Raw genomic sequence first — 13,946 nt, 5'->3', positions numbered from 1 at the left:
CTACTTCAAAACCTTACCGGAACTTCCTCAGTCTCTGGATAAGAGAGGATGTATCCCAGCGTTTACCGCCCATAGACTGCACATCCGCATAGAACTGATCCACCAGTGCGGTAACCGGTAGAGACGCGTTCACTTTTCTTGCCTCTTCCAGGCAAATCCCCAGGTCCTTGCGCATCCAGTCAACGGCGAAGCCGTGCTCGAATTCCCCCGCAATCATGGTTCCCGAGCGGTTTTCCATCTGCCAGGACTGGGCTGCGCCTTTGGAAATCACGTCCACCACCTTCGCTACGTCCAGTTCGGCCTGCTCGGCAAAGTGCAGCGCTTCTGAAAGACCCTGCACCAGACCGGCAATGGCAATCTGGTTTACCATCTTGGTTTTCTGGCCACTGCCAGCCGGCCCCATTCGGTTGAGCGCCCGGGCATAATGTTCCATGACCGGCTCGGCCTTGGCGTAGTCCTGTTCGGATCCTCCGCACATGATGGTCAGCTTGCCGTTCTCGGCGCCTTGCTGGCCGCCCGACACGGGCGCATCAACAAATCCCATGTTCTTCTGGCGAGCGGCATCGGCCAGATATTCGGCAATGCCGGCCGAAGCAGTCGTGTGGTCCACCAGCACTGCACCCTCGGGCGCATTGGCGAGAATGCCCCCTCCGCCTTCGTAAACGGCTTCAAGATCGGTATCGGCGCCAACACAGGTCAGAACGATGTCGGCTCCTGTAACGGCCTCAGCAATGGTGCTGCAGCTGGTTCCATCGTATTCGCTTGCCCACTGCTCGGCTTTTGCGGAGGTCCGGTTCCAGACTCTGACTTTAAGCCCTGCCTTGGCCAGGTGGCCGGCCATCGGGTAGCCCATAACGCCGAGGCCGATAAATGCTGCTGTAGTCATTGCTTTCTCCTCTTATGTTTTTGTCGGTTTAAGTTAGCACAGAAGAGCCGGACAGCACGCCATAAAAAAGGCCGCTGAATCAGCGGCCTTTGCGTGCTTTATCCGGAAAATCGTATTTATTTCGTCGGATAATCCCGGGAATCCGAGCCAGTGTAGAGCTGGCGGGGACGGCCGATGCGGTAGTCGCCGCTTACCATCTCGTTCCAGTGCGAGAACCAGCCAATGGTCCGCGACAGGGCGAAGATAACCGTGAACATCGACGTGGGGATTCCGATGGCCTTGAGGATTAGACCGGAATAGAAATCCACGTTGGGATACAGCTTGCGCTTGACGAAGTATTCGTCTTCCAGCGCGATCTTCTCGAGACGCTGGGCGATCTTCAGCAGCGGGTCGTTCTCCAGGCCCAGCTCGGTCAGAACTTCGTGCGCGGTTTCTGCCATCACCTTGGCGCGCGGGTCGAAATTCTTGTAAACCCGGTGGCCGAAGCCCATCAGGCGGAACGGGTCGTCTTTGTCCTTGGCCTTGGCGATGAATTTCTCGATGTTGGATTCGTCGCCAATCTCGGCCAGCATATCCAGAACCGCTTCGTTGGCGCCACCGTGTGCAGGGCCCCACAGAGCGGCGATGCCCGAGGCGATACAGGCGTACGGGTTGGCACCGGTGGAGCCGGCCAGACGCACAGTGGAGGTTGAAGCGTTCTGCTCATGATCCGCGTGCAGGATGAAAATCTTGTCCATTGCCTTGGCGAGGATCGGGTTCGGCTTGTATTCCTCACAGGGAACGCCAAACATCATCTGCAGGAAGTTCTCGGAGTACGAGAGGTCATTACGCGGATAAATGAAAGGTTGGCCAATGGCGTACTTGTAGCACCAGGCGGCAATGGTCGGCATTTTTGCAATAAGACGATGCGCGGTGATTTCCCGCTGCTCCTGGCTGGCTACGTCCATTTCGCCGTGGTAGAAGGCGGATAGAGCGCCCACCACACCACACATGATGGCCATCGGGTGTGCGTCACGACGGAAGCCCTGGAAGAAGTTCCGCATCTGGTCGTGCAGCATTGTGTGGTTTTTGATGGTGTCATGGAACTTCTGGTTCTCCTCGGCGCTCGGAAGCTCGCCGTGAAGGAGGAGGTAGCAGACTTCAAGGTAATCGGAATGTTCGGCAAGCTGCTCAATCGGGTAGCCGCGGTGCAGGAGAACGCCATTTGCACCGTCGATGTAGGTAATGGCCGATTCGCAGGCTGCTGTGGATACGAATCCGGGATCGTATGTGAAAACGCCTTCCTGGACTAGGCCTCGTACGTCGATAACGTCAGGGCCGACGGTGCCTGAATAAACCGGTACCTCAATGGACTTGTCCCCCACCGAGAGCGTGGCTTTCCTGTCGGTCATGGTGCTCTCCTATTTATCAGCTTTGACAGCTTTATCTACAGTTATAGATGCGCTAGAAGGCGCGTATTATCGCAAAACTGGCGGCAAAATATAGGGCGTTGGCTTTTTTTGTCAATGGAAGAGTCGGGAAAAGCCGGAATTTGACATTCGTTGTAAATGAGGGATATCCCGAATAACAGTGGGCTTGGGGAAGAAAAGGATTTGTCAATCATCCTTATAGCTTGCTTAACCCCCTGAAATACGCGGCCTGAGCGATGTTGCAGGTTTGTAATTGGTTAGGGTACTCCTTATAATCCCTAGCCCGGAATTGGGGATAAACCTTCTCCCGCTGCCTGTAAATAGTGGGTTGCCGTTGAGGTTTTCTTCCTTCCAAGCCAATCGTGTGCCGGTTTCGTATCAGCACGCCGATCCTTACATACCAACCATCCGCATCCGGTTTTCCGGTCCCGCGGAACCAAGAGAGAGTGTGAGAGCGCTGTGAATAGCAAACGACCAGTAAATCTCGATCTCGGCAAGTTTCATTTTCCGCTGCCAGCCATTACGTCCATATTGCACCGTATCAGCGGCATCATCATTTTTGTTGGTGTTGCGTTCCTGCTTTACGGACTTCAGCTTTCCCTGTCCGGGGAAGAGGGCTTCAGCCGTGTAAATGAACTGCTGGACAGCTTCCTTGCCAAGCTGATTATCTGGGGCATCTTGTCTGCTCTGTTGTACCACCTGGTTGCGGGTATCAAGCACCTGTTCATGGATATGGGCATTGGTGAAGAGCTCGAGAGCGGCCGCCTCGCCTCGAAGATCACGATTGTGGTTTCCGTCATTCTCATCGTTCTGGCAGGAGTCTGGGTATGGTAAACAGCGTCACGAACCTGGGTCGCAGTGGTGTCTATGACTGGCTGATCCAGAGGGTAACCGCCTACGTACTTGCTTTGTATACAATTTTCCTGCTCGGTTTCCTGTTGACCTCGAATGTCAACTACGAGACTTGGAGTGCGCTTTTTGACCAGACCTGGTTCCGTATCTTTACCCTGATGGCACTGCTTTCAATTGGTGCTCACGCCTGGGTAGGGCTTTGGACGGTAACTACGGACTACATCAAGGCCATGGGTCCCAGGTTTATCGTGCAGGCAGCTTGTGGGCTGACCATGTTCGTCTATGTGGTTTGGGGCATTCAGATTCTTTGGGGGCTTTAATCGATGGCTAATATCAAGACCATGTCCTTTGACGCGATTGTTATCGGTGGTGGCGGATCCGGCATGCGCGCCGCGCTTCAGCTGACCGAGTCCGGCGTCAATACCGCGTGTATCACCAAAGTATTTCCAACGCGGTCTCATACGGTCTCTGCCCAGGGTGGCATCACCTGTGCGATTGCCAGTGCGGATCCGAATGACGACTGGCGCTGGCATATGTATGACACGGTAAAGGGTTCGGACTACATCGCCGACCAGGACGCCGTTGAGTATATGTGTTCCGTAGGCCCTCAGGCGGTATTCGAGCTGGAGCATATGGGGCTGCCTTTCTCCCGTACCGAGCAGGGCCGCATCTATCAGCGTCCTTTCGGTGGCCAGTCCAAGGGTCCGGATAATCCGACCCAGGCAGCACGTACCTGTGCCGCGGCTGACCGTACCGGTCATGCACTTCTTCACACTCTTTACCAGGCCAATATCAAGGGCGGTACTACCTTCCTGAACGAGTGGTACGCGGTAGACCTCGTCAAGAACAGCAAGGACGAGGTTGTTGGTGTGGTTGCCATCGAGGTAGAGACTGGCGAAGTCGCCTATATCAAGTCCAAGGCGACCGTTCTGGCGACCGGTGGTGCAGGCCGTATTTATGCCTCAACCACCAACGCCCTGATCAATACCGGCGATGGTATCGGCATGGCGCTGCGCGCCGGCTTCCCGATGCAGGATATGGAGATGTGGCAGTTCCACCCGACCGGTATTTACGGTGCCGGCACGCTGGTCACCGAAGGGTGCCGGGGTGAGGGTGGTTACCTGATCAACGCCGAAGGCGAACGCTTCATGGAGCGCTATGCTCCGAACGCGAAAGACCTGGCGGGTCGGGACGTTGTTGCCCGGGCCATGGTTATCGAGATTCTGGAAGGCCGTGGCTGCGGTCCCGACAAGGATCACGTTCTGCTGAAGCTTGATCACCTGGGAGAAGAAACCCTGAACCTGCGCCTGCCGGGCATCTGTGAGCTGTCCCGTACCTTTGCGCACGTCGATCCGGTTAAAGAGCCGATCCCTGTAGTGCCGACCTGTCACTACATGATGGGTGGTATTCCGACCAACGTTGGTGGCCAGGCTCTGACCCAGGACGAGAATGGCAAAGACAAGCCGATTCCCGGGCTGTTCGCCTGTGGTGAGGCGGCCTGTGTATCTGTGCACGGTGCCAACCGCCTGGGTGGCAACTCCCTGCTGGATCTGGTTGTCTTCGGTCGCGCGGCTGGCCTGCACATTGAAGAGCAGCTGCGTGGCGGCTTTGAAGTTGATGGTGCCAGTGAGGATGACATCAAGCGCGCCATGGCGCGGCTCGATCGCCTGAATAATGCGTCCGAGGGCGAAAGCGTTGCGGAGGTTCGCAAGGATCTTCAGAACTGCATGCAGCTCTACTTTGGTGTTTTCCGTGACGGCAAGAGCATGGAAGAAGGTCTCAAGAAGCTGGAAGCGATTGGTGAGCGTGTTCGCAACACCAAGCTGGCTGATACCAGCAACGCCTTCAACACCGCCCGAATTGAGGCGCTTGAGCTGGACAACCTTTATGAGGTGGCGCTGTCTACTGCGATTTCTGCGTTTGAGCGTAAGGAAAGCCGTGGCGCGCACGCCAGGAACGACTTTACCGAGCGTGACGATGAGAACTGGCTCAAGCACTCCATGTACTTCCCGCTGGAAAAGCGTGTGGGCAAGCGTGATGTGAACTTTGCGCCGAAAACGGTGGACAAGTTCGAGCCGAAGGTCCGGACTTACTAAGGGGGACTCCGAAAATGTTAGTAAGCCTTTATCGTTATAACCCGGAGACCGACAACGCGCCTTACATGCAGGACGTGGATGTCGAAATTCCGGAAGGCAAGGATCTCATGGTTCTTGATGTACTGAACCTGATCAAGGAACGGGATCCTTCAATGGCCTATCGCCGGTCCTGTCGTGAGGGCGTTTGTGGCTCCGACGGCATGAACATGAACGGCAAAAACGGCCTGGCCTGTATCACGCCTGTCTCCCAGGTGGTGAAAGGCGACAAGCTGGTCCTGCGCCCGCTGCCGGGTCTGCCGGTTATCCGTGATCTGGTCGTAGATATGAGCCTTTTCTACAAGCAGTACGAAAAGGTCATGCCTTATCTGATCAACGACAAGCCTGCTCCGGCAATCGAGCGGCTGCAGTCTCCGGAAGACCGCCAGAAGCTGGACGGCCTGTACGAGTGTATCCTCTGTGCCTGCTGTTCCACTTCCTGCCCTTCATTCTGGTGGAACCCGGACAAGTTCATCGGCCCGGCCGGCCTGCTGCAGGCCTACCGTTTCCTGGCGGACAGCCGGGATACCGCCCAGGACGAGCGACTTGCCAGCCTTGATGACCCGTTCAGTGTATTTCGCTGCCGGGGCATCATGAACTGTGTCAGTGTCTGCCCGAAAGGCCTCAACCCCACAAGGGCTATCGGCCACATTCGGAATCTTCTGCTGCAAAGGGCGACTTAAGCAGCAGGATTTGCGACAGACGCTATACTGTTCTGATCAGGTTAGTACCCGGAAGGCCTCGCAAGTTTGCGGGGCCTTCAACCAAAGGCTTATAGTCAAAAGTCTTACCCGGGTGCACACTACGCAAGCCGTGGCGGGAACTTATAAAGTTTTCTCCCTGTTTTGCTGAGTATAAAAACCACCGGGGAATGGAAAACATCCATGTCGGGTGTGGTGGCCAAAGTCGATCCCGTAAAAACCCGTATTGACTGAGAAATACCCCTGGCCGACCATATCGGGCTCCCCGCACCAGCCCAAGGTGAGCTATTCAAGATGCACGAAAGCATAATGGAGCAGTTATGGCAGACTTCCCACCTGCAGGGTGGAAATCTCGCCTATGTTGAACAGCTTTTTGAAACCTACCTGACAGACCCCAATGCCGTTCCCGAAGAGTGGCGCAGCTATTTTGACAAGCTTCCCAGTGTCGATGGCTACAAGGGCCGTGACATTGTCCACTCTTCCATCCGCGAACAGTTTGAACACATTTCCCGTAATCAGCGCTTTCTTGCCAGCGGCGGCGTTCCCGCCAGTGCAACGTCTGATGCGGACAAAAAGCAGATTCGTGTTCTCCAGCTGATTAACGCCTACCGCTTCCGCGGTCATCAGGAAGCGAAGCTGGACCCGCTCGGCGTATGGCAGCGTCCCAAGGTTGAAGACCTGGATCCCGAATTTCATGAGCTATCCGACTCTGATCGCGATCTGGAATTCCAGACCGGCTCCCTGAACCTCGGCTCCGAGACCATGAAACTCGGAGACATTGTCGATGGTTTGCGCCAGACCTACTGCGAAAGCATCGGCGCTGAATACATGCATGTGGTCGATACCCGCATTAAGCGTTGGTTCCAGCAACGCATGGAGCCGGTTCGGTCACGTCCTGCCTACGAAAATAGCACCCGTAAGCACATCCTTGAGCGCCTGACGGCTGCCGAAGGTCTTGAAAAGTACCTGGGATCCCGTTATCCGGGCGTGAAACGGTTTGGTCTTGAGGGTGGCGAGACGCTGATTCCCTGCCTCGACGAGCTGATTCAGCGCGCCGGTTCCTACGGTGCCAAGGAAATTGTCCTGGGCATGGCTCACCGTGGTCGCCTGAACGTTCTGGTCAACACCCTGGGCAAGAATCCGCGGGAGCTCTTTGACGAATTCGAAGGCAAGAAGCTCGCCGATTCCGGCTCCGGTGACGTGAAATACCACCAGGGCTTCTCATCCAACGTGATGACTCCGGGCGGCGAAGTTCACCTGGCGATGGCGTTTAACCCGTCGCACCTGGAAATTGTTTCACCGGTTGTTGAGGGCTCTGTCCGGGCTCGTCAAACCCGCCGTAACGATGACGAGGGCACCAAGGTTGTTCCGATTATCATGCACGGCGACGCGGCATTTGCCGGGCAGGGCGTGGTAATGGAAACCTTCCAGATGTCCCAGACCCGCGGTTTCGGCGTTGGTGGCACTATTCATATCGTCATCAACAACCAGGTTGGTTTCACCACCAGCAAGCAGGAAGATGCGCGGTCCACGGAATACTGCACCGACGTGGCCAAGATGATCCAGGCGCCGATTCTGCATGTGAATGCGGACGACCCGGAAGCGGTCATGTTCGTGACGCAGATGGCCATGGATTACCGCAACGAATTCAAGAACGACGTGGTGATCGATCTGGTCTGCTATCGTCGTCGCGGCCACAACGAGGCGGATGAGCCGGCGGCAACCCAGCCGGTCATGTACGAGAAGATCCGCAAGCTGAAGACCACCCGCAACCTGTACGTGGATCAATTGGTGGAAGCCGGTGTGATCACCGAGGAAGAAGCCAAGCAGATGGAGAACGACTACCGTGACGCCCTGGACAATGGCGAGCACGTGGTCAAATCCCTGGTCAAGGAGCCCAACAAAGAACTGTACGTTGACTGGACTCCGTACCTCGGTCACGAGTGGACTGCCAAGTGCAAGTCCAGTGTTGCGCTGAAGACCATCCAGAAGTTGGGCAAGAAACTGACCTCGGTCCCTGAAGGGTTCAGTATCCAGCGCCAGGTCTCCAAGATTGTTTCCGACCGTGAGAAAATGACCGCCGGTGCTCTGCCTATTAACTGGGGCTACGGTGAAGTCATGGCCTATGCAACGCTGCTCAATGAGGGGCATCCGATTCGCATAACCGGCCAGGATGTCGGTCGCGGCACCTTCTCGCACCGCCACGCCGTGTTGCACAACCAGAAAGACGGCTCGACTCATATTGCCCTTGAGCAATTGTCGGAAGACCAGCCGAAATTCGAAATTTACGACTCGCTGCTGTCGGAAGAAGCCGTCATGGCGTTCGAATACGGCTACGCCACCACCGCGCCTGATGGCCTTGTAGTGTGGGAAGCGCAGTTCGGCGACTTCGCCAACGGCGCCCAGGTCGTGATCGACCAGTTCCTGACCAGTGGTGAGCACAAGTGGGGACGCCTGTGCGGTCTGACCCTGCTGTTACCCCATGGTTACGAAGGGCAGGGCCCGGAGCACAGTTCCGCTCGCCTTGAGCGTTTCCTGCAGCTGAGTGCCGAGCATAATATCCAGGTCTGCGTGCCGACCACGCCGTCCCAGGTATTCCACATGCTTCGTCGCCAGGTCAAGCGCCCGCTGCGTAAGCCGCTGGTAGCGATCACGCCCAAAAGCTTGTTGCGGCACAAGGAAGCGACGTCTGATCTTGATGACTTGACCTCAGGTACCTTCAAGACCGTGCTGCCGGAGAAAGAGCCGTCCGATCCGAAGAAAGTCACCCGCCTGATTCTGTGCTCTGGCAAGGTATATTTCGATCTGTTGGAGAAGAAGAAATCTGACGAGCGCGATGACGTCGCCATCGTTCGGATCGAGCAGCTATATCCTTTCCCCGGAGACGACCTTGACGAACTCCTGAGCGAGTACACCAAGCTCAAGCACGTTGTCTGGTGTCAGGAAGAACCGATGAACCAGGGTGCCTGGTACTGCAGTCAGCATCACATGCGTAATGCACTGCATCGCAAGAATCCCAAGCTGTACCTTCAGTATGCCGGTCGTGACGCTTCGGCTGCTCCTGCCTGTGGCCATATGTCTGTCCACATCGAAGAGCAGAAGAAACTGGTTAACGACGCGTTTGAAATTTGACGAGCTACCGAACTAAGGATCTGTAATGTCAACTGAGATTAAAGCCCCCGTTTTCCCGGAGTCGGTCGCAGAGGGTACCGTCGCGACCTGGCACAAACAGCCGGGTGAAGCCTGCTCCCGTGACGAGCTGATTGTCGATATCGAGACCGACAAGGTTGTTCTTGAGGTTGTTGCGCCGGCAGACGGTGTGATTGAAGAAATCATCAAGAACGAAGGCGATACCGTTGAGAGCGGTGAGGTAGTCGGCAAATTCAAGGAAGGCGCCAAGGGCGAATCCAAGCCTGCCGAAAGCAATAAAGAAGAAAGCAAGGAAGAGGCTCCGAAAGAGCAAGCCGCGACTGAAGCATCTTCAGGTGAAGCGATCCTGAGCCCGGCGGCCCGCAAGCTGGCTGAGGAAAATAACGTTGATCCGAACAGCATCAAGGGCACCGGCAAAGATGGCCGCGTAACCAAGGAAGACGTTCAGAATCACGTGGACAGCGCCAAGTCCTCCGGCGGTGCTTCTGCGCCCCAGCCTGCGGCTGGTATGCCGGAAGTCAACGTCAGCCAGGGCGAGCGTCCCGAGAAGCGCGTGCCGATGACCCGCCTGCGTGCGAGCATTGCCAAGCGTCTGGTCAATGCGCAGCAAAGCGCAGCCATGTTGACCACCTTTAACGAGGTGAACATGGCGCCGATCATGGAGCTGCGCAAGCAGTACCAGGACAGCTTTGTGAAGCGTCACGGTATCAAGCTTGGCTTCATGTCTTTCTTTACCAAAGCTGCCACCGAAGCCCTGAAGCGTTTCCCTGCGGTGAACGCATCCATCGACGGTAACGACATGGTTTACCACGGCTACCAGGACATCGGCGTAGCAGTGTCCACGGATCGCGGCCTGGTGGTTCCGGTCCTCCGTGATTCCGACGCCATGGGCCTGGCCGACATCGAGAAGAAGATCGTCGAGTACGGCACCAAGGCGAAAGAGGGCAAGCTGGCTATTGAAGATATGACCGGCGGTACCTTTACCATTACCAACGGCGGTATCTTTGGTTCGCTGATTTCCACTCCGATCCTGAACCCGCCGCAGACTGCGATCCTGGGCATGCACAAGATCCAGGAGCGTCCGATGGCCGTGAACGGCAAGGTGGAAATTCAGCCGATGATGTATCTGGCGCTTTCTTACGACCACCGAATGATTGATGGCAAGGAAGCGGTGCAGTTCCTTGTTGCCATCAAGGAAATGCTTGAAGACCCGGCACGTATTCTGCTGGACGTCTGAGCCGACATTTAACGAATCGGAAACAGGATAAAAGTATGTCTGATAAGTACGACGTCATTGTCATTGGTGCAGGCCCCGGGGGCTACGTAGCGGCCATTAAAGCGGCACAACTGGGTCTGAAGACCGCGTGTGTCGAATCCTGGACTGCAGAAGACGGCAAGGCACAGGTGCTTGGCGGTACCTGCCTCAACGTTGGCTGCATTCCCTCCAAGGCGTTGCTGGAGATTTCCCACAAGTTTGAGGAATCCAGCCACGATTTCGAGATGCAGGGCATCATCGCCAAGGATGTCAAAATGGACATCGGCAAGATGATGGAGCGCAAGAGCGGCATTGTTAAGCAGCTGACCGGCGGTATCGCCGGTCTGTTCAAGTCCAATGGCGTTACCTCCATCCACGGCCACGGCAAACTGCTGGCAAACCGGAAGGTGGAAGTAACCGACAAGGACGGTAAGTCCAAGACCTACGAGGCGGAAAATATCATTCTGGCGACCGGCTCCAAGCCGATCCAGATTCCGCCCGCACCGTTCGATGGTGAATACATCGTGGATTCCGAGGGTGCGCTGGAATTCACCGAAGTGCCCAAGCGTCTTGGTGTTATCGGTGCCGGCGTTATTGGCCTTGAGCTCGGTAGTGTCTGGGCTCGCCTGGGTGCTGAAGTAACCGTTCTGGAAGCACAGGACACCTTCCTGCCCGCTGTTGACCAGCAGGTGGCCAAGGATGCCCTGAAACAGTTCCAGAAGCAGGGTCTGAACATTGTCATGGGTGCACGCATGACCGGCGCGGAAGTGAAGCGCAAGCTGGTCAACGTGAACTATGAAGATTCCAAGGGCAAGCATGAAGCCAAGTTCGACAAGCTGATTGTCGCTGTTGGCCGTCGGCCCTACACCGACAATCTGTTGTCTGAAGATTCCGGCGTCCAGATGGATGAGCGTGGGTTCATCTTCGTTGATGACAACTGTAAAACCGAAGCGCCGGGTGTCTGGGCGATCGGTGACGTGGTTCGTGGACCGATGCTGGCCCACAAGGCGTCTGAAGAAGGCATCATGGTTGCGGAGCGTATTGCCGGGCACAAGCCCCAGGTCAACTACGACTGCATCCCGAACGTTGTCTACACCTTCCCGGAAGTTGCCTGGGTTGGAAAAACCGAGGAGCAGATGAAGGCCGAGGGTGAGGAATACAACGTTGGTACCTTCCCGTTTGCAGCCAACGGCCGTGCCATGGCTGCAAACTCGGCATCTGGTCTGGTCAAGATCATCGCTGACGCGAAAACTGACCGCATTGTCGGTTTCCATGTAGTGGGTCCCCAGGCCTCTGAAATCGTTGCCCAGGGCGTAATTGCCATGGAATTCGGTTCCAGCGCCGAAGATCTGGCCCTGACCTGCTTTGCACATCCGACTCTGTCCGAGTCCGTGCACGAAGCAGCTCTGGCCGTCGGTGGTGGCGCGATTCATATCGCCAATCGCCGCAAGAAGAAGTAACGCAAACCAGGAATTTTTTAATTCGGGACATTAACTATGAATTTGCATGAATATCAGGGCAAACAGCTTTTCGCTGAATATGGCCTGCCAGTATCCAAGGGCATTGCCTGTGATACTCCGAAGGAAGCTGTGGACGCAGCTGGTGAAATCGGCGGTGATGCATGGGTTGTGAAAGCCCAGGTTCACGCAGGTGGCCGTGGTAAGGCTGGCGGTGTAAAGCTGGTCAAGAGCAAAGAAGAGATCCGTGAGTTTGCCGAGAAGTGGCTGGGTCAGAACCTGGTAACCTATCAGACAGATGAGAATGGCCAGCCGGTAAGCAAGATTCTGGTTGAATCCCTCACCGACATCGACCAGGAGCTGTACCTGGGCGCGGTCGTTGACCGTGGCACCCGTCGTATCGTGTTCATGGCCTCCACCGAAGGCGGTGTTGAGATCGAGAAGGTTGCCGAAGAAACCCCCGAGAAGATCCTGAAAGCTGAAGTCGACCCGCTGGTGGGCGCACAGCCGTACCAGGGCCGCGAGCTCGCGTTCAAGCTGGGTCTCGAGGGCAAGCAGATCGGTCAGTTCACCAAGATCTTCATTGGTCTGGCCAAGTTGTTCGAAGAGTGTGATCTGGCGCTGGTAGAAATCAATCCGCTGGTTATTACCCCGGCTGGTGATCTGCATTGTCTGGACGCCAAAGTAGGTGTTGATGGCAACGCGCTGTACCGTCAGAAGAAGATCCACGAGATGCACGATCCCTCCCAGGAAGATTCCCGTGAAGCGGAAGCGGCCAAGTGGGAGCTCAACTACGTGGCTCTGGAAGGCAACATCGGCTGCATGGTTAACGGTGCCGGCCTGGCCATGGGTACCATGGATATCATCAAGCTGTCCGGCGGCCAGCCTGCCAACTTCCTGGACGTTGGTGGCGGTGCAACCAAGGAGCGTGTTTCCGAGGCATTCAAGATCATCCTGTCTGACTCCAACGTCAAGGCGGTTCTGGTCAACATCTTCGGTGGTATCGTTCGCTGCGACATGATTGCAGAGGGCATCATTGGTGCCGTGAAGGAAGTCGGTGTAAAGGTTCCTGTTGTGGTTCGCCTTGAAGGCAACAACGCGGAGAAGGGTACTCAGGTACTCGCCGAGAGCGGCCTGAACATCATCGCCGCTACCAGTCTGTCGAATGCGGCAGAGCAAGTTGTTAAAGCCGCAGGGGGTAAATAATGAGCATCCTGATTAACAAAGACACCAAGGTTATCTGTCAGGGCTTTACCGGCGCGCAGGGCACCTTCCACTCAGAGCAGGCGATTGCCTACGGTACCAAGATGGTTGGCGGCGTCAGCCCCGGCAAGGGCGGTACCGAGCATCTGGGCCTGCCGGTGTTCAACACCGTGCGTGACGCCGTTGAAGCAACTGGCGCAGAAGCGACCGTTATCTACGTACCGGCGCCGTTCTGTAAGGACGCCATCATCGAAGCGGCAGATGCCGGCATTCAGCTGATCGTTTGTATCACTGAAGGTATCCCGACCATCGATATGCTGTACGCCAAGGAATACGTGGATCGCAAGGGCGTTCGCATGATTGGTCCCAACTGCCCGGGTGTTATAACTCCGGACGAGTGCAAGATCGGCATCATGCCCGGCCACATCCACAAGAAGGGCAAGGTTGGTATCGTGTCCCGTTCAGGCACCCTGACCTACGAAGCGGTCAAGCAGACCACTGACTTCGGCTACGGTCAGTCCACCTGTATCGGCATCGGTGGCGACCCGATCCCGGGCTCCAACTTCATCGACATTCTGGCCCTGCTTCAGGAAGATCCTGAAACCGAAGCCATCGTGATGATCGGTGAGATCGGCGGTACCGCCGAGGAAGAAGCCGCGGCCTACATCAAGCAGAACGTCACCAAGCCGGTAGTCTCCTATATCGCTGGTGTTACCGCGCCTCCGGGCAAGCGCATGGGCCATGCTGGCGCCATCATCTCCGGTGGTAAGGGTACAGCAGACGAAAAGTTTGCCGCCCTGGAAGACGCCGGTGTTCGCACTGTCCGCAGTCTGGCCGAGATCGGCCAGGCCCTGAAGGAAGTCACTGGCTGGTAAGCTGGCCTTCTTTCAGTAAAAACCCC

At 56.3% G+C, this 13,946-nt stretch carries 11 protein-coding genes; 9 read left to right on the top strand and 2 right to left on the bottom strand.

Annotated elements, in window-relative coordinates; all coding sequences use genetic code 11:
* Positions 1 to 13: 13 nt before the first annotated feature.
* Positions 14 to 886 (bottom strand): NAD(P)-dependent oxidoreductase, encoded by an 873-nt coding sequence (locus KEHDKFFH_RS03300; RefSeq protein ID WP_104320606.1) that lies wholly within the window; start codon positions 884 to 886, stop codon positions 14 to 16.
* A 116-nt stretch (positions 887 to 1,002) separates the two neighbouring features.
* Complete coding sequence (gene gltA / locus KEHDKFFH_RS03295; protein ID WP_104320605.1) at positions 1,003 to 2,277, bottom strand: citrate synthase; 1,275 nt, start codon at positions 2,275 to 2,277, stop codon at positions 1,003 to 1,005.
* Between the two features lie 477 nt (positions 2,278 to 2,754).
* Between gltA and sdhC the strand changes: the two genes are divergently transcribed.
* The 9 genes from sdhC (at position 2,755) to sucD (ending at position 13,920) form a co-directional block, all read left to right on the top strand.
* A complete protein-coding gene (gene sdhC, locus KEHDKFFH_RS03290) occupies positions 2,755 to 3,129 on the top strand; it encodes a succinate dehydrogenase, cytochrome b556 subunit (RefSeq protein ID WP_064228094.1) in 375 nt (124 codons plus the stop codon).
* Complete coding sequence (gene sdhD, locus KEHDKFFH_RS03285; protein ID WP_104320604.1) at positions 3,123 to 3,467, top strand: succinate dehydrogenase, hydrophobic membrane anchor protein; 345 nt, start codon at positions 3,123 to 3,125, stop codon at positions 3,465 to 3,467. The genes sdhC and sdhD overlap by 7 nt, the downstream gene beginning before the upstream one ends.
* A 3-nt stretch (positions 3,468 to 3,470) precedes the next feature.
* On the top strand, positions 3,471 to 5,243 hold the full coding sequence (gene sdhA / locus KEHDKFFH_RS03280; RefSeq protein WP_008174382.1) for a succinate dehydrogenase flavoprotein subunit: 1,773 nt from the start codon (positions 3,471 to 3,473) through the stop codon (positions 5,241 to 5,243).
* A gap of 14 nt (positions 5,244 to 5,257) precedes the next feature.
* Entirely contained in the window at positions 5,258 to 5,962 is a 705-nt protein-coding gene (locus KEHDKFFH_RS03275; protein WP_104320603.1) for a succinate dehydrogenase iron-sulfur subunit, read from the top strand.
* A 312-nt stretch (positions 5,963 to 6,274) separates the two neighbouring features.
* Positions 6,275 to 9,112 (top strand): 2-oxoglutarate dehydrogenase E1 component, encoded by a 2,838-nt coding sequence (locus KEHDKFFH_RS03270; protein WP_104320602.1) that lies wholly within the window; start codon positions 6,275 to 6,277, stop codon positions 9,110 to 9,112.
* A 25-nt stretch (positions 9,113 to 9,137) separates the two neighbouring features.
* Positions 9,138 to 10,367 carry a 2-oxoglutarate dehydrogenase complex dihydrolipoyllysine-residue succinyltransferase gene (gene odhB, locus KEHDKFFH_RS03265; protein ID WP_104320601.1) on the top strand — a complete coding sequence of 410 codons (1,230 nt, stop codon included), beginning with the start codon at positions 9,138 to 9,140 and terminating at the stop codon, positions 10,365 to 10,367.
* Between the two features lie 35 nt (positions 10,368 to 10,402).
* A complete protein-coding gene (gene lpdA, locus KEHDKFFH_RS03260) occupies positions 10,403 to 11,845 on the top strand; it encodes a dihydrolipoyl dehydrogenase (protein ID WP_104320600.1) in 1,443 nt (480 codons plus the stop codon).
* Between the two features lie 36 nt (positions 11,846 to 11,881).
* Entirely contained in the window at positions 11,882 to 13,048 is a 1,167-nt protein-coding gene (gene sucC / locus KEHDKFFH_RS03255; RefSeq protein WP_104320599.1) for an ADP-forming succinate--CoA ligase subunit beta, read from the top strand.
* Positions 13,048 to 13,920 carry a succinate--CoA ligase subunit alpha gene (gene sucD, locus KEHDKFFH_RS03250; RefSeq protein WP_064228102.1) on the top strand — a complete coding sequence of 291 codons (873 nt, stop codon included), beginning with the start codon at positions 13,048 to 13,050 and terminating at the stop codon, positions 13,918 to 13,920. Before sucC ends, sucD begins: the two co-directional genes overlap by 1 nt.
* Positions 13,921 to 13,946 lie beyond the last annotated feature (26 nt).

This window comes from Marinobacter maroccanus (assembly GCF_002933275.1).
Lineage (GTDB): Bacteria > Pseudomonadota > Gammaproteobacteria > Pseudomonadales > Oleiphilaceae > Marinobacter > Marinobacter maroccanus.
Note: the sequence above shows the minus strand (reverse complement) of the source record. Positions and strands in the feature narration are given on the sequence as shown.

Excerpts from the sequence above, each read along its gene's own strand:
- KEHDKFFH_RS03300 (WP_104320606.1), bottom strand. The coding sequence starts at position 886 with ATGACTACAGCAGCATTTATCGGCCTCGGCGTTATGGGCTACCCGATG.
- gltA (WP_104320605.1), bottom strand. The coding sequence starts at position 2,277 with ATGACCGACAGGAAAGCCACGCTCTCGGTGGGGGACAAGTCCATTGAG.
- sdhD (WP_104320604.1), top strand. The coding sequence starts at position 3,123 with ATGGTAAACAGCGTCACGAACCTGGGTCGCAGTGGTGTCTATGACTGG.
- sdhA (WP_008174382.1), top strand. The coding sequence starts at position 3,471 with ATGGCTAATATCAAGACCATGTCCTTTGACGCGATTGTTATCGGTGGT.
- KEHDKFFH_RS03275 (WP_104320603.1), top strand. The coding sequence starts at position 5,258 with ATGTTAGTAAGCCTTTATCGTTATAACCCGGAGACCGACAACGCGCCT.
- KEHDKFFH_RS03270 (WP_104320602.1), top strand. The coding sequence starts at position 6,275 with ATGCACGAAAGCATAATGGAGCAGTTATGGCAGACTTCCCACCTGCAG.
- odhB (WP_104320601.1), top strand. The coding sequence starts at position 9,138 with ATGTCAACTGAGATTAAAGCCCCCGTTTTCCCGGAGTCGGTCGCAGAG.
- lpdA (WP_104320600.1), top strand. The coding sequence starts at position 10,403 with ATGTCTGATAAGTACGACGTCATTGTCATTGGTGCAGGCCCCGGGGGC.
- sucC (WP_104320599.1), top strand. The coding sequence starts at position 11,882 with ATGAATTTGCATGAATATCAGGGCAAACAGCTTTTCGCTGAATATGGC.
- sucD (WP_064228102.1), top strand. The coding sequence starts at position 13,048 with ATGAGCATCCTGATTAACAAAGACACCAAGGTTATCTGTCAGGGCTTT.